Consider the following 15,978-nt stretch of genomic DNA (forward strand, 5'->3'; position numbering starts at 1 on the left):
TAAAATCTAATATAATATATCGGATATTTGTAATCAAGATTGATAACTATAAATGAGTTTAAATACTTTAGTTAATTACATTTCGAACTCACAAATTACTTCTGAATTAATAAAAAGAATTTCAAAAAATAATGAATTAAATATTGTTGGGTCAAGTAGATATGCAAAATCAATAATCTTAGATAGCATCGCAAAAAAAGAGGAAAAAAATATATTATTAATTTGTCCTAATGTAGAAATTGCCTACAAATGGATTGGTTATTTTGAAAGTATAAATGATAAAGCAGTTTTATATTATCCTCCAACAGAACATCTACCATACTCCTCAATTAATAAATCCAAAGAGATTGAATTTAGTCAGCTTACTGTTTTATCCAAATTAATAAAAAAAGAGAAAAATGAACTTAATATTGTTGTATCAACAGAAAGATCACTACAACCTCATCTAATAAATAAAAACTTATTAATTGAAAACAAGTTAGATTTGCAAAAAGGGGTTCAAATCGAGATTCAAGAATTAGCTAATAAACTTACTTTGCTTGGTTATACGAAGGATAATGTAACTTCAACAGAGGGATTCTGGAGTAGGAGAGGGGAAATAATAGATATTTATCCTGTCAATAATGAGTTTCCTATAAGATTAGAATTTTTTGATAATGTAATTGAGAAGATAAGAGAATATGACCCCCATACACAGAAAACATTAGAAAGTATCAATAATATTGAAATAATACAGGCTGGATTTGATTTGCTAATAAAAGATAAGTTAAATAATTTTTCTAAGAACGGTATCTTTAATTCAGATGATATAAATAAAAATAATCTTGATCGTTATTTAGGAATAATTGAAAAACAACCCTCAAATATAATAGATTTTATTGATAAAGAAACAATTCTTGTAATTGATGAATTAGAAGATTGTACGAAATTTGCAAATAATTGGTATCTAGATTCAGAAAGTAATTTTGATAATTGTGAGTATGAATTAAATGAGAACCTTAAAAATAATGATATTAATTTAGACGTTAAACCTAATTTACATTTAAAGTTTGACAAAATATTAAATTCACTAAGAAATTTTAATTTGATAAAATTTTATGAATTTGAATCTAAAGTAAATATTAATAATAAATTTTTATTAAATGATAAAAGAATAAATTCATACTCTAAAAATATAGGTAAATTATCCAATGATATAAATAAAAATATAAAAAATAATGAAAAAGTATGGATATTATCAGCACAGCCATTGAGAACTAGGACTTTACTTTTTGAGCACGAATGTAATACAAACTTCTTAAACAATCCTAATAATATTGATGAAGCATTTAAGTCAATTAATAATTCAACTCCTTTAATTTTAAAAAATAAGAACAATTACGAAATCGAAGGTTTTTATCTTCCGATATGGAAAGTTGTCCTGATAACAGATAAAGAATTATTTTCACAACAATCTCTTTTTAATAATGTATTCATAAGAAGAAAAAAAAGAAGTTTAAATTCAAATATAAATGTAAATAAAATTAGTCCCGGTGATTTTATAGTTCATAAAAATCATGGAATAGGAAAATTTTTAAAAATAGAAAAAATAAATATAACTGGAGATTCAAGAGATTATTTAGTCATTCAGTATCAGGATGGGAAGATAAGTGTTGCCGCTGATCAACTTGGTAGTGTAAACAGATATAGATCAAGTGGAAAAATAAAGCCAAAAATAAATAAATTAGGAGGGACCGAATGGGAAAGAATAAAAGATAAAAATAAGAAACAAATCAAAAAAGTTGCAGTCGATATTTTGAAACTTTATGCAAAGAGAGAAAAATTAAAGGGATACATTTACCCAAAAGATGGTCCTTGGCAAGATGAATTAGAGGAATCATTCCCTTATCAACCAACACCTGATCAAATTACTGCTGTAGAAGAAATAAAATCTGATATGGAAAGCGAAAAGCCAATGGATAGGCTAGTTTGTGGAGATGTAGGATTTGGCAAAACAGAAGTAGCTGTACGGGCTATTTTTAAGGCTATTACATCAGGTAAACAGGTAATATTACTAGCACCAACAACAATCCTAGCTCAGCAACATTGGAGAACAATAAACAATAGATTTTCACCTTACCCAATAAAAGTATCATTACTCAATAGATTCAAAACCGTTAATGAAAGAAAGGAAATCTATGCAGGCTTGAAAAATAACAAAATTGATTTAGTTGTAGCTACGCACCAAATTTTAGGAAAAGAATTAGAAATTAAAAACTTAGGACTACTTGTTATTGATGAAGAACAAAGATTTGGAGTAAGGCAAAAGGAGAAAATTAAAAAAATCAAAACCAACATAGACGTTTTAACTCTCTCGGCGACTCCAATTCCAAGGACTCTTTATATGAGCTTATCTGGGCTAAGACAAATGAGCTTACTTAATACTCCTCCTCCATCAAGAAGATCAATAAAAACATATTTATCTGAAATAGATATGGATGTTATAAGAACTGCCATTAATCAAGAACTTGATAGGGGAGGTCAAATTTTTTATGTTCTTCCAAGAATTTCTGATATTGATCAAGCTGTAAATAAATTAAAAAATATGTTTCCAAGCTTAAAATTTATTGTTGCTCATGGGCAAATGAACGAAACAGAGCTTGAAAATGCAATGATTGCCTTTAATAATGGAGAAGTAGATCTAATGATATGCACAACAATAATTGAAAGTGGATTAGACATTCCTAAAGTAAATACAATTATTATTGAAGATTCTCACAAATTTGGCCTTTCACAACTTTATCAACTTAGAGGAAGAGTTGGTAGAAGCGGTGTACAAGCGCATGCTTGGTTATTTTTTCCAAATATAAATAAAATTAATGACGCTGCAAAACAAAGATTGAAAGCTATAAAAGACTTTTCAGAACTTGGAAGTGGCTACCAACTTGCAATGAAAGATATGGAAATAAGGGGTGTTGGTAGTTTACTAGGAGAAGATCAAAGTGGAAAGGTAAATGCTATTGGATATGATTTATATATAGAAATGCTCCATGAGGCTATTTCAGAAATCAGTGGGCAAGAAATACCAGAAGTTAGTGACACACAAATTGATCTACCAATAAATGCATTTATACCTGCAACTTGGATATTAAACAGAGATGAGAAGCTTGAAGCTTACAAATCTGCTACAGAATGTTCTAATGATAATGAATTAACTGAATTAGCTACAGACTGGATTAATAGATATGGAACTTTGCCTAAGCCTGTCGAGTCATTAATAATGTTAATGAGACTAAAATTACTCGCTAAGAGATGTGGTTTTAACAAAATTAAACTAAAAAAACCAAATATCGTTATAGAAACAAAATTAAAAAAAGCTACCTTTAAAATACTTAAACGTACATTACCAAATAGTGTTCAAAATAAATTTAATTTTGATGAAGGGGAACAATGGTCCTTGATAACTATAAGAGGTTTAGGAGTTACTGAAATTCAAAATCAAATTGATCAATTATTATATTGGTTTGGCTTATTTATTGAAGAAATAAAAAATTTTAAGCAAGATCTATTATTTAAGTAAGAATAAATTATTAAAAAATTATTTAAAAACCGCGAAAAAGTTTAATTTCGGCTAGGTTTATAAAAATTTAATTTTCTACATGGGTGAATATATAGACGTCGGAGTTCAAAGTTCAATTTTACCTCTAACAATTGTATTGTCATCACTAGTTTTGGGAATTTATGCACTTTTAGGAGTCGAGACAGAAAACGATGATGATGATTCAGATTCTGGAAGTGGCGGTCTCATGCAACCAATTTGAGATTATTTATAATTTATAATTCTAGTTTTTCTACTAGCAATCCTGACTATCCTATTGAAAATTCCTATAAATAAAATCAAGGTTACAAGATAAGAAATAAAAATAAAAAGTACCAAAAATACATCAGATAAGTTTGAAAAGAGATCAATAATTAATAAAAATATTCTATTTAAAGCTGTTGGGACATTTTGTAGAAGCGAACTCTTATTAGGTATTAAATAATTTATATAAATTAAAAAAAGACCGGAAATAAACATTAAAACAGATTCGATAAATAGTCTCTTTTTAGGCTTTCTTCTTAAACTTAATTTTTTTTTAAAAATATATTTACCAGACTTCTTATTCAAATTAGGGATGTTTAAATCTGCCATACATCAAAACTCAAAGAATAAATTAATAATTTACTTTGAAAAGAAAATTATCCTATACTATCGTTTTTACAGTTATGATGCTATAAGGGGATTATTTTGGATTAACTAGTTCATTTTTTTCGTTATTTTCAAGTGGATTATAAAAATAAATAAGAGTCGAGGAAAGAAGAGCTAAAGAGCAAATTGAGATGAAAGGAGGTATAAAAAAATTTAGAAATTTAACTTTATTTTTAAATGAAAAATTTACCTTTTTAGGATCATTATTAAAAACAGAAGATTTTTTTATCTTAACTTCAGATGATTCATTTAACTGATCAAAACAATTAACAATATCAGACAATAATGAATTGCCAATCTTTATAATTAATGGTTTAACATCTGGCTTAGAGCTTTTGAGAACAATATTATGAAGGTGGAGATTCTCAGCTTTTATATCTATCAATTTGGACTCATATAATGGGATTTTATTAGTTATTAGAAGATTTGAATATATATAAAATGCATCCATAATTTGAACTAAATGGTCAATTTTGCCTTCAATAAGTGGTTTACCAATAATCTTTAAATTCCATTCTGAAATTATTGATATTTGAACATTATTTTCATTGTTTGAATAATCAGGTAATCCTATTATTTCAAGACTAACTGAAGATTGATGAAACGATAATTTATTCTGCAGCATATTAAAAATTAACTAGAAAATTCTTTAACTTTTTATTACCGTCATTAGAAATACAAAACGCTAACATTAACAAAGATTTTATGATTATTCCATCATTTTCAGTTTGATTTAAAAGCTTTTTAACTCTCATACTATTTATATTAAATCTTTCTTTAATTAACTCTATAAATCTTTTTTGAAAATCGTTCCAGACAACTGGATTCTTCTTAGAATCTTCTCTAGAGTTAAGTATCTCTCTAATATAAGGATATAAATATTTAGACATTTCAACAGTTATAAGTATTAAGGCATCAAATTCATCTGATTTAATATTGTTATTAATATAAGATTTTCTCAAGGGATTATTATTCCTTAGTTTCCAAATAGTAATTTTATTTGGCAAAAACTCATTTAAGTTGAGTCTATTTGATAAAGCATAAAAAGAGTCAATACCATTTAAATCTATGGTCTCGAGTATTAGTATTAATAAATCAAGCTTTTCTATAGATCGCCTTGATACCTTATTTACTTTAGTTAAAACAGTAATTGTTCTCTTTTAAAATATTATTAAATTATAACAGAATTATCATTAGATTTTTTGAAATAAAAATGAATATAACTTATCTAGTTCTTCAATAGTTAGCATTCCATAACTCCATAATAATATTGGTAATGGAGTGTTATTTTTTATAGATAATTTTATGCCAAGTTCAATAGTAGATTCATCTAAACCTAATACATTGAATAAATAAGTTATCATTTCTTTAGATAAATTATTATTCATGAATTCTATTTAATACTTGAGTAAATGAGAGATTTAGTCATTTGATTTAGAACTAATTTTCTAGTAAAAAGAAATTTATTTAAAAGTAAAAATGAAAATTTCCTAATTGGAAATAAAAAAACGTTTCTATTAGCAAAAATTGAAATCAATGAGTCAGTTATAAAAATAGTGAAGATAATATCTAAAATCCTGCTAGAAAAATATTTAAATTTAAATAATATCAATTGCATTTTAGTAGTAGCATTATTTTTATTAAAAAGATCATAGATAGTATTAACATCTCTCCAACAAGTATTTAGACCCTGACCACCAACAGGATGAAATGTATGAAATGCATCTCCTACAAAAACTAATTTTTTAAAATTTAAAAATGGTAGATTTAAAGATAATGAAACAGGAAAAATATTAAATTCACCAATTATTTGGTCCAACTTAAATCCATTTGGCAAGATTGTTGATAAATTGTCCATTAAAAAATTCTTGTCAGAATTTAACCTTTCAATTGCCTTAAATGTACTGGAAGTCCAAATTACTTGATATAAGTTTTTTTCTAAAGGTAATAATGCAAGAGGGCCTTCTTTTCTAAAAATTTCATAAGCTCGCTTTTCACAATGACCTCTAAGAGAAACTTTAAAAGTTAAACAAGACTGACTATAAGATTTTTTTATATCTACAAAATCTATGGATTTTTTATCAAGTGAGTTTGCCCCTGTTGAAAAGAATTGATAATCAAATAATATTTTTTTACGTAACAATCTCTGTGGTGTCATAAAAAAAATATTTTCATAGTTATCAATCTCTTGAAAAAATACGTTCATAAGATCCGAATGTCTAACTACCCAGCCAATATTTTCAGCAGAACTTATATCATCATCTAAGTCAGAAGTACATAAGTTGGTAAAAGAAGAAGTTACGCTATCTGAAATTGAAAGGGTATCGAAGCCAAATAAAAATGGTTCTAATTTTTCCCAAAGTCTGAATTTAGATAAGATTTTTCTTGTTGAGTGAGTTATTGCATAAGTTTTATCTTTATCAATTAATCTATCTTTTGTTAATAAATCAGTTAAAAAAATATTGCAATCAAATTTTGAAAGTACAATTGAAAGTAATAAACCTGTGGGACCTGATCCAACAATTTTAAAATTGAGTTTGTTTTTCATCAAATTATATTTCATCAACTATCTATTCAAATAAATATAGCAAATTTCCTCAAATGCTGGTCTTAATAAATAGGGGTACTCACCAACCCATAAGTTAGTTTCAGGAAGCCATGCATCGGTCAAATAAAAATCTCTGTCAAAATTACGGTTATTAGATGTTATTAAACATCTAATACTCGAACCCACCCTAATTTGACTATGCTTATTTTCCATAGGAAAACTTAATTTTTCCAAATAACCATCTTCATCTTCTAATTCAAGTACTAACCAAGTTCTTTTGTTTTCGATAACTTCTAATCGACCTTGCCTATTAGATTGTTCTCTTGAACTTTCAATCTTTTCTGTTTTATAGATATCTGATACGTAGCCATCAAATATAGAAAAAAATTTATATTTTCTTAACTGCAAATTTTTTCTACTTGATTCAAGAATTGGGCCCCAGATGATATACAAAAAGAAACCTACACATAAGAATAACCAGAAATTATTAGTTTGATCTCCAGTCGAACTAATAATTAATGAGATAAATCCACCAATTGAAGAAATTATTACTCTTTGAAGAATTTTTCTCGGATTCCCCAACGCGTACTTAAATTGACTTCCTGTACCAACTGCAGGAATTAGTTTTGAAATTTGACTTGAATTAATTGGAATTATCATTTTAAAAAATCAATTTTTCAAGTCCGTAAACTAAAATTTCATAATTACCAATTTTTTTAATAGCCTGTAAAACTCCTGGCATATATGCCTTTCTATCAATAGTGTCATGCTTAATTGTGTAGGTTTCACCAGGAGATCCCATAATTACTAACTGATGAGCGAGTAATCCTGGTAATCGTACAGAATGTATATTAATTCCTGAATCTCTGAGCCCACCCCGTACACCTTTCAATGACTCAGACTCGTTTACTAAATTCTGATTAAATTTCTTTGGATATTCTTCAATCATTTCTGCAGTTTTTATACAAGTCCCACTAGGAGAATCAGCTTTTTGATTATGGTGCATTTCTATTAATTCAATATTGTCATAAAACCTTGCAGCTACAGATGCCGCCTGCTGAAGAAGAACCATACCTACTGAAAAATTAGGAATTATTGCACAACCAACCGATGCTTTCTCAGCAAAAACAGACAAATCTTGTATTTGCGAAGGGCTGAGACCTGTAGTTCCTACTACTGGTGATACACCATATGCAATAGCTGATCTGGTATTTTCATATACAGAATCAGGATGAGTAAAATCAACCAGCACAGGTTTGATTTTTTCATTTCTATAATTTTGACTGACAGAACACAAAGTTCCTTCAAAATCATTTGAAACAAAAACATCACAATTTTTCACCTTCAATAATTCAGAAATATTTGAGCCATTGTTCTTTTCGTTTATGTCGATTGCTGCAACAAGTTCACAATCATTAGAATTTAAAACAGTATTAACAACTTCGCTACCCATTCTGCCTAAAGCTCCGGATACTAGTACTGGTATGGGTTTTTTAGAATTTTCAATCATTTTTTTAAAAAATTTTTTTTTAAAGGTTGTTACACGCTATTTATATTGCACACAATAACGTCTTTTCATTCGTAGGCTGGTAGAAATACTTAAAGAAAATCAATGTTTACGCAGGTCCGCTCAGCAAACCGCAGAGTATCTCCTGTTGAGGATAACAAACACAAAGTTGTAATAAAAGCAGTTTATGTTGTCCTTGAGCCACAATACCAAAATTCCTTAACGGAAGCTGCAAAGTCAATAAATAAAATGAATGGTCCAATAGGTATAGACCTTAGCGGCTATCTTATTGAAGAACTTAGGAATGATAGTAATTTTGAAGATTTTAAAGAAGATATAGCTAATGCGGATATATTCGTTGCTTCTCTAATTTTCATTGAAGACCTTGCTCAAAAAGTGGTTGATGCAGTATCTCCATTTAAAGACAAACTTAAAGCATCAATTATTTTCCCCTCCATGCCAGAGGTAATGAGATTAAATAAGCTAGGTTCATTTAGTATGGCCCAACTTGGTCAATCTAAAAGTATTATTGGAGATTTAATAAAAAAGAAAAAAGAATCTGATGGAGCAAGTTTCCAAGATTCAATGTTGAAGTTATTAAATACACTACCTTCAATACTTAAATATTTACCAGTAGAAAAAGCTCAAGATGCTAGAACATTTATTCTTAGTTTTCAGTATTGGTTAGGTGGTACCACTGAGAATTTAAAAAACTTCTTGTTAATGATTTCTGAAAAGTACGCTGTTTCAGAGATCATAAAAGATCAAATAGAAGAATTCAAAATTCAAGACCCTGAAACATTCCCAGATTTAGGAATTTGGCATCCTCTTGCTCCTTGCATGTTTGAAAGCCTTAAAGAATATCAAAATTGGGAAAATAATAGGAAAGATATAAATCCTAAAAATGACAAAACTCCAACAATAGGCTTAGTTCTTCAAAGGAGTCATATCGTTACGGGAGATGATGCTCATTACGTTGCTGTTATTCAAGAATTGGAATACAGAGGTGCGAGAGTACTACCTATCTTCTGTGGAGGTTTAGATTTTTCTAAACCAGTTAATGAATTTTACTATGATTCCATAAATAAGGATCAACCTATAGTAGATGGAGTTGTATCTCTAACAGGATTTGCACTAGTTGGTGGGCCAGCAAGACAAGATCATCCTAAAGCTATTGAAGCCCTAAAAAGGTTAAATAGACCATATATGGTTGCACTTCCATTAGTCTTCCAAACAACACAAGAATGGGAAGATAGTGATCTAGGTTTACACCCTGTTCAGGTAGCACTTCAGATTGCAATTCCAGAGCTTGACGGTGCTATTGAACCTATTATTCTCTCAGGTCGTGATGATGCTACAGGTAAAGCGCATACGCTCCAAGATCGAGTTGATGTCATAGCTGAAAGAGCAATAAAATGGTCAACTTTAAGGGTTAAACAAAGAAAGGATAAAAAATTAGCCATCACAGTATTTAGTTTTCCACCAGACAAAGGAAATGTTGGTACGGCAGCATACTTAAATGTTTTTGGTTCGATTTATAGAGTACTTCTTGAAATGAAATCGAAAGGATATCAAATAGATGAACTTCCAAGTAATTCAAAAGAATTAATGGAAAAAGTAATTAACAATCCCGAAGCAATGGATGGCTCTCCTGAGTTAAATATTGCTCATAAGATGTCAGTTAAAGAATACGAAGAGTACACACCATATTCACAAAGACTTGAAGAAAATTGGGGTAAACCTCCTGGGAACCTTAATAGTGATGGACAAAACCTTCTTATCTATGGAAAACATTTTGGAAATGTTTTTATAGGAGTTCAACCTACATTCGGTTATGAAGGAGATCCTATGAGATTGCTCTATTCAAGAAGTGCTAGTCCTCATCATGGTTTTGCTGCTTATTACACCTATGTAGAAAAAATCTGGGGGGCTGATGCTGTTCTTCATTTTGGAACTCACGGCTCACTTGAATTTATGCCTGGGAAACAGATGGGCATGAGTGAAACTTGCTATCCAGATTCTCTCATTGGATCATTGCCTAATTTGTATTACTATGCTGCGAATAATCCATCTGAAGCAACAATTGCGAAGAGAAGAGGATATGCTTCAACTATTAGTTATCTGACTCCTCCAGCGGAAAATGCAGGACTCTACAAAGGACTCAAAGAACTAAGTGAACTTGTTGGTTCTTATCAACAATTAAGAGAAAATAGCAGGGGTATTCAAATTGTTAATGCAATAGTTGAGACTTCTAAACAATGTAACCTTGATAAAGATGTAGAGCTTCCTTCAAAAGACATAGAAGAACTTTCAATAGATGAAAGAGATTTATTTGTTGGGAATGTCTATAAACAGTTGATGGAAATTGAAAGTAGATTGTTACCTTGCGGTCTTCATACTATTGGAGAAGCTCCAACAGCTGAAGAAGCTGTTGCAACACTTGTAAATATTGCATCTTTAGAGAGAGAACAAGAAGGATTAAGATCTCTTCCTGGATTACTCGCGGAATCCATCGGTCTAACTATTGAACAAATTTATGATGGTAATAATAGAGGTGAACTTAAATTTGTAGAGTTAAATGAAAAAATCATAAAAACATCAAGAGAGTCGATTTTTGCGATGGTCAACTCTTTAAAAATTGTTAATGGCAGAGTTTATTTAGAAAAATCACTTCTTTCCAAACTTTTCGATTTACTTAAAGTTTTTGGTTTAAATCTACCCACCCCTTGGCTAAGAGTATGCAGATTAAACGGATTTAATGAAGTTAACCAGAAGGAATTAAATAAATTATTTGATTACTTACTTTTCTGTCTGGAACAGGTCTGCGCTGACAAAGAAATGGATAGCCTCATTAAAGCACTAGATGGAAATTATGTTTTACCTGGTCCAGGTGGAGATCCTATAAGAAATCCAGGCGTTTTACCAAGTGGTAAAAATATCCATGCGCTTGATCCTCAGTCAATCCCAACTACAGCAGCAGTAGCTGCAGCAAAGTCTGTTGTTGACAAATTAATTGAAAAACAAAAAGAAGAGCAAGGAACTTGGCCTGAAACAATAGCTTGTGTTTTATGGGGTACTGATAACATCAAAACTTACGGAGAATCACTGGCACAAATCTTATGGTTTGTTGGGGTAAAACCAAAACCAGATTCTGTTGGAAGAATTAACAAACTAGAATTAATCCCTTTAGAAGAATTAGGTAGGCCAAGAATAGATGTAGTAGTTAACTGTTCAGGAGTATTTAGAGATCTATTTATTAATCAAATGGCATTAATAGATCAGGCAGTCAAATTAGCAGCTGAAGCTGATGAACCATTGGAATCTAATTTTGTAAGGAAACATTCACTAGAACAAGCAGAAAAAGAAGGTACTTCTATCAGAGAAGCTTCAGCGAGAGTATTCTCTAATGCAAGTGGAAGTTACAGTTCAAATGTTAATTTAGCCGTAGAAAATTCAACATGGGAGGAAGAAAATGAATTACAAGAAATGTATTTATCTCGCAAAACATATGCCTTTAACGCCGATAATCCAGGTGAGATGAATCAAAAAAGAGAGGTATTTGAGTCAGTCATGAAAACAGCAGATGTTACATTTCAAAACCTTGATTCTTCAGAGATTTCATTAACAGATGTAAGTCATTATTTTGATTCTGATCCAACAAAATTGATCAAGACATTAAGAGATGACGGAAAAGAACCAAGTAGCTACATAGCTGATACAACAACTTCTAATGCTCAAGTTAGAACACTTGGAGAAACTATCAGATTAGACTCAAGAACAAAACTTTTAAATCCTAAGTGGTATGAAGGTATGCTCAAATCTGGCTACGAAGGAGTTAGAGAACTTTCTAACAGACTTAATTACACCCTTGGTTGGAGTGCGACAAGTGGTCAAGTAGATAATTTTGTATATGAAGAAACTAATGAAACATTTATAAATGACGAAGAGATGAGGAAAAGATTAATGGATCTTAATCCTAATAGTTTCAGAAGAATTGTTGGAACGTTGCTAGAAGTCAATGGTAGGGGATATTGGGAAACTTCAGATGAGAATATAGAACAGTTGAAAGAACTATACCAAGAGGTAGAGGATAAAATCGAAGGAGTTAAAGAATAATTAATTTATTATTTTCTGTAAATTTTATCTGCTACTTTCAGGATTTGATAATTTAGTTTGACGTTGTGAACTCTCACAATGTCAATATTAAATTGAGAACAAAGACAACTTATTGCAAGTGTTCCTATGTCCCTTCCTTTTGGATTTTTCTCATTCAAAATTTCTCCTATAAATCTCTTCCTAGATGCACCTATCAAAATTGGCAAATTCCATTTTTTAAATTCATCTAAGTTTCTCAAGATTTCCAAATTATGATTGATATCCTTTGAAAAACCTATTCCAGGATCCACTATTATATTTCTTTCAGATATATTTTTTTCTAAAGCATTCTTTATTAAATTATCAAGCGAGCACTTAACATCATTCAATACATTCTGGTAATTAGAGAGTTGATTCATGTTTTGACTATTACCACGACTATGAGTTATTACGAATGGACAGTTGAATTTTGATACAACATCCAAAATTTTTATATCTCTTCTTCCTCCCGTGACATCATTTATCCAATCAGCACCATTTAAAAGAGCTTCGTAAGCCACTTCAGAATTAAAAGTATCAATAGAAATTAAAACATCTGGAAATTCAGATTTTATTAATTTTAGATATGGGATCAATCTTTTAATTTCTATACTAGATCCAACTTCTTCAGCCCCAGGTCTCGTACTTTGAGCACCAAGATCAACAACATCAACACCATTACTCAAGAAATGATTTACTTGACCCAAAACTTTTTTTGAAGTATTTAATTCCCCACCATCACTAAATGAATCAGGAGTTAAATTAATAACTCCCATAATCGAAGTTTTTTGGCCCCAGTCTTTTGGCCATGGATTTTTCTTATTGATAATTTGCAATTCTTGCGAAACTATTCGGATCTAATGAAGCCCCTCCAACTAACACCCCATCTATATCACTCATAGACATGATTTCGTCAATATTATTAGGTTTGACAGATCCTCCATATTGAATAATTACATCATCAAAACCTATTAATTTCCTAATCAAAGAACATATCTTATTAGCGTCTTCTGCCTCACATGTTTTACCAGTGCCGATAGCCCATATTGGTTCATAGGCAACAATTAAATTAGATGGGTCTGTATTTTCTAATCCTTGTTCAACCTGTCTAGTAATAACTCTATCAGCTTCTCCTCTCTCTCTTTGTTCTAATGTTTCTCCTACACAAACTATTGGAGTAAGTCCACTAGCTTGAGCAAAAACTGCTCTTTTATTAATTTGTTCATCACTTTCACTAAAATATTTCCTTGGTTCACTATGTCCAACAATTGCATATGAGACACCATGTTCAATAAGCATTTTTGGAGATATTTCTGCAGTAAATGCTCCTTGATCTTCCCAATGAATATTTTGGCTAGAAATTTCTAAATAATCAAAATCAGAATGATCAGAAAAGGTTGAAATAGCTGTAAAAGGTGGAGCAATAACAACTTTACGATCGTCTTTAATATTTTTTATTAAAGGAATAAACTCTTCTAAATAGGATTTAGCTTCAGCACAAGTCATGTGCATTTTCCAATTACCAGCAATTACAGAATTTCTCAAAATACTATCTCCAAGAAAAATATACTAATACAAAGTGAGTTGAATACGCTAACTATTCAAAAATTAATTCATTTTTTAGAAATATTACTTTATCTCCCTTGTTTAATTTCCTTCCTCTCCTAGTCTCAATTGCACCATTAACCTTAACAGAACCGGATTTAATAAAAATTTTTGCTTCGCCACCAGAAGATACCAAATTTTTCCATTTTAAGAATTGATCCAATTTCATTGTTTTTTATACCCAAAGATATTGATAAAGTAGGATAAACATTTAAATATATAATATCTTGAGGCTAATACCACCAGTCAGACCATATTCAAATAGGTTTATCAAGGGTTTTATATGCATGCTTATTTACGTAGCTTGTTGGCCTTTATTAGCTTATTTAGCTGGAAATTTAATACCAGCAATTGGGTCAGGTGATCTTTCAAAAGTTTCTAGCATAATAATTAAGTCTTTATTTGTATTTTTAGTTCAGAAAACTGCTCAATTTGGACAGGATGTATTCATAGCAAAACCATCCTTAGAAATTAGTGAAGTTATGAGAGGAAATTTATTTAGCAGAATTCAAAAAATAAAGATGAATTCTGTTGAAAATATTTCAGCCGGGGACATCACATATAGACTTACAGAAGATGCAGACAGGGTAAGCGAAGTTATTTATAAAACTGCTCAAGATACTATTCCATGCACTTTACAGTTGTTAGCGGTAATAATCTACATGTTTTATTTAGACTGGTCACTAACAGTATCAACATTCGTTTTAGCACCATTGATTATTCTTTCAGTTAACAGTTTTGGAAGAAGAGTTTTAATAGCATCTGAAAAAAGTCAAGAATCAACAAGTAATTTAGCTGGTTTAATAGGTGAATCTATAAATGGAATGTCTACGATAAGAGCTTTTGCTGCAGAAAATTGGATTGAGAAAAGATTTTATAAAAGATTAAGTACAAATAAAAAAGCAAAATATAAAACATTGAAACTACTTGCATTTCAACATCCAGTTGTAGGATTTGTTGAAGCATTTGGAATATTAGCAATATTAGGTTTAGGAGCCGCAAGAATCAATCTAGGCCTTCTAACAAGCGAAGAATTTAGTAGTTTTTTTGCTGCAATATTAATGCTTATTGATCCAATAAGCCATGTGAGTACAAATTTTAATGACTATAAGCAGGCAGAAGCCTCAATAAAAAGGTTAAAAAACATAAATCAAGAACCTGTCGAAGATGATAAAGAAAATTTACGAAGGCTATCCAATTTTGAAGGCAAAATAAGTTTCAAGAAAGTATATTTCGCTTACAAAAAAGATAATCAAGTACTTAAAAATATCAATTTAGAAATCAAAAGAGGTGAAGTCACAGCCTTTGTTGGAGCTTCTGGGGCTGGCAAAAGTACAATGTTGGCTTTGATATTAAAGTTTTTATCTCCAAATAATGGGGACATTTTTATAGATGATAAAAATCTCAAAATATTAAATACAAAAGATATTAGAAAAAATATTGCATTAGTACAACAACAGCCTTTTTTATTTTCAGGAACAATTATTGATGTAATAAGAATGGGCAGAAATTTCACCAAAGAAGAAGTTATAGAATCAGCAAGAATAGCAAACGCTCACAACTTCATTCAAAAGCTTCCTGAGAAATATGAAACTAAGATAACTGAAAGAGGATCAAATTTCTCGGGGGGGCAGATCCAGAGGATAGCAATTGCAAGAGCAATACTTGGAAACCCATCAGTTCTTCTTTTAGACGAGGCCACAAGTGCGTTAGATGCAGAATCAGAATCTGAAGTCCAAGAAGGACTTAATAGAGCGATGAAAGATAGAACAGTTATCGTAATTGCTCATAGATTAGCTACTACTCAAGAGGCAAATAAAATAGTTGTTTTCGATAAAGGTGAAATTATTGAAGTTGGGAAACACATAGATTTGATCAATAAATCAGGAATTTATAAAGAATTATGTGAAAAACAATTGATTAAAAAATTATAAAGTTATTTTATTTATTAAAAGC

The 15,978-nt window shown here is 30.2% G+C and carries 14 protein-coding genes; 4 read left to right on the forward strand and 10 right to left on the reverse strand.

All coding sequences use genetic code 11. From position 1 onward, the window contains the following. Positions 1-52: 52 nt before the first annotated feature. Positions 53-3,559 (forward strand): transcription-repair coupling factor, encoded by a 3,507-nt coding sequence (gene mfd / locus HA140_RS05075; protein WP_209040048.1) that lies wholly within the window; start codon positions 53-55, stop codon positions 3,557-3,559. 79 nt (positions 3,560-3,638) lie between these two features. Continuing rightward, the gene (locus tag HA140_RS05080) at positions 3,639-3,800 is read left to right on the forward strand and encodes a hypothetical protein (protein WP_209040049.1); all 162 of its coding nucleotides are present in this window, start codon (positions 3,639-3,641) and stop codon (positions 3,798-3,800) included. A 2-nt stretch (positions 3,801-3,802) separates the two neighbouring features. Here HA140_RS05080 and HA140_RS05085 read toward each other — a convergent pair whose 3' ends face one another. The 7 genes from HA140_RS05085 to dapB all read right to left on the reverse strand — a co-directional run bounded on the left by HA140_RS05085 (position 3,803) and on the right by dapB (position 8,286). Further along, positions 3,803-4,171 (reverse strand): nucleoside-diphosphate kinase, encoded by a 369-nt coding sequence (locus tag HA140_RS05085; protein ID WP_209040050.1) that lies wholly within the window; start codon positions 4,169-4,171, stop codon positions 3,803-3,805. Between the two features lie 91 nt (positions 4,172-4,262). After that, positions 4,263-4,853 carry a DUF4335 domain-containing protein gene (locus tag HA140_RS05090; protein WP_209040051.1) on the reverse strand — a complete coding sequence of 197 codons (591 nt, stop codon included), beginning with the start codon at positions 4,851-4,853 and terminating at the stop codon, positions 4,263-4,265. A gap of 1 nt (position 4,854) precedes the next feature. After that, positions 4,855-5,379 carry a DUF3038 domain-containing protein gene (locus tag HA140_RS05095; protein ID WP_308788992.1) on the reverse strand — a complete coding sequence of 175 codons (525 nt, stop codon included), beginning with the start codon at positions 5,377-5,379 and terminating at the stop codon, positions 4,855-4,857. Between the two features lie 42 nt (positions 5,380-5,421). Continuing rightward, entirely contained in the window at positions 5,422-5,616 is a 195-nt protein-coding gene (locus tag HA140_RS05100; RefSeq protein WP_209040052.1) for a DUF2949 domain-containing protein, read from the reverse strand. A 5-nt stretch (positions 5,617-5,621) separates the two neighbouring features. After that, positions 5,622-6,776 (reverse strand): FAD-dependent monooxygenase, encoded by a 1,155-nt coding sequence (locus HA140_RS05105; RefSeq protein WP_209040053.1) that lies wholly within the window; start codon positions 6,774-6,776, stop codon positions 5,622-5,624. 18 nt (positions 6,777-6,794) lie between these two features. Then, the gene (locus HA140_RS05110; RefSeq protein WP_209040054.1) at positions 6,795-7,436 is read right to left on the reverse strand and encodes a hypothetical protein; all 642 of its coding nucleotides are present in this window, start codon (positions 7,434-7,436) and stop codon (positions 6,795-6,797) included. Between the two features lies 1 nt (position 7,437). Further along, on the reverse strand, positions 7,438-8,286 hold the full coding sequence (gene dapB, locus HA140_RS05115) for a 4-hydroxy-tetrahydrodipicolinate reductase (protein ID WP_209040055.1): 849 nt from the start codon (positions 8,284-8,286) through the stop codon (positions 7,438-7,440). Positions 8,287-8,388: 102 nt separating this feature from the next. On the opposite strand from dapB, the gene HA140_RS05120 reads away from it, so the two are divergent. Then, positions 8,389-12,399, forward strand: a complete 4,011-nt coding sequence (locus tag HA140_RS05120; protein WP_209040056.1) for a magnesium chelatase subunit H — start codon at positions 8,389-8,391, stop codon at positions 12,397-12,399. Between the two features lie 8 nt (positions 12,400-12,407). On the opposite strand, the gene folP is transcribed toward HA140_RS05120, so the two are convergent. From folP to HA140_RS05135, 3 genes are read right to left on the reverse strand one after another with little or no spacing between them, the layout of a single operon-like run. After that, positions 12,408-13,253, reverse strand: coding sequence for a dihydropteroate synthase (folP, locus tag HA140_RS05125; protein ID WP_209040057.1), 846 nt, complete (start codon positions 13,251-13,253; stop codon positions 12,408-12,410). Then, complete coding sequence (gene tpiA / locus HA140_RS05130; protein ID WP_209040058.1) at positions 13,237-13,962, reverse strand: triose-phosphate isomerase; 726 nt, start codon at positions 13,960-13,962, stop codon at positions 13,237-13,239. The genes folP and tpiA overlap by 17 nt, the downstream gene beginning before the upstream one ends. A 52-nt stretch (positions 13,963-14,014) precedes the next feature. Continuing rightward, the gene (locus HA140_RS05135; RefSeq protein ID WP_025952817.1) at positions 14,015-14,191 is read right to left on the reverse strand and encodes an RNA-binding S4 domain-containing protein; all 177 of its coding nucleotides are present in this window, start codon (positions 14,189-14,191) and stop codon (positions 14,015-14,017) included. Between the two features lie 118 nt (positions 14,192-14,309). On the opposite strand from HA140_RS05135, the gene HA140_RS05140 reads away from it, so the two are divergent. Beyond that, positions 14,310-15,956, forward strand: a complete 1,647-nt coding sequence (locus tag HA140_RS05140) for an ABC transporter ATP-binding protein (protein WP_245156228.1) — start codon at positions 14,310-14,312, stop codon at positions 15,954-15,956. Positions 15,957-15,978 lie beyond the last annotated feature (22 nt).

It is taken from the genome of Prochlorococcus marinus CUG1417, assembly GCF_017695975.1.
Taxonomy (GTDB): Bacteria; Cyanobacteriota; Cyanobacteriia; order PCC-6307; family Cyanobiaceae; genus Prochlorococcus_A; species Prochlorococcus_A marinus_AG.

What these genes read in the sequence shown, in the direction of transcription:
- HA140_RS05100 (WP_209040052.1), bottom strand. Translation starts at nt 5,616, where the DNA reads ATGAATAATAATTTATCTAAAGAAATGATAACTTATTTATTCAATGTA.
- HA140_RS05090 (WP_209040051.1), bottom strand. Translation starts at nt 4,853, where the DNA reads ATGCTGCAGAATAAATTATCGTTTCATCAATCTTCAGTTAGTCTTGAA.
- HA140_RS05080 (WP_209040049.1), top strand. Translation starts at nt 3,639, where the DNA reads ATGGGTGAATATATAGACGTCGGAGTTCAAAGTTCAATTTTACCTCTA.
- HA140_RS05105 (WP_209040053.1), bottom strand. Translation starts at nt 6,776, where the DNA reads ATGAAAAACAAACTCAATTTTAAAATTGTTGGATCAGGTCCCACAGGT.
- HA140_RS05110 (WP_209040054.1), bottom strand. Translation starts at nt 7,436, where the DNA reads ATGATAATTCCAATTAATTCAAGTCAAATTTCAAAACTAATTCCTGCA.
- HA140_RS05135 (WP_025952817.1), bottom strand. Translation starts at nt 14,191, where the DNA reads ATGAAATTGGATCAATTCTTAAAATGGAAAAATTTGGTATCTTCTGGT.
- HA140_RS05085 (WP_209040050.1), bottom strand. Translation starts at nt 4,171, where the DNA reads ATGGCAGATTTAAACATCCCTAATTTGAATAAGAAGTCTGGTAAATAT.
- HA140_RS05120 (WP_209040056.1), top strand. Translation starts at nt 8,389, where the DNA reads ATGTTTACGCAGGTCCGCTCAGCAAACCGCAGAGTATCTCCTGTTGAG.
- dapB (WP_209040055.1), bottom strand. Translation starts at nt 8,286, where the DNA reads ATGATTGAAAATTCTAAAAAACCCATACCAGTACTAGTATCCGGAGCT.
- HA140_RS05140 (WP_245156228.1), top strand. Translation starts at nt 14,310, where the DNA reads ATGCTTATTTACGTAGCTTGTTGGCCTTTATTAGCTTATTTAGCTGGA.
- mfd (WP_209040048.1), top strand. Translation starts at nt 53, where the DNA reads ATGAGTTTAAATACTTTAGTTAATTACATTTCGAACTCACAAATTACT.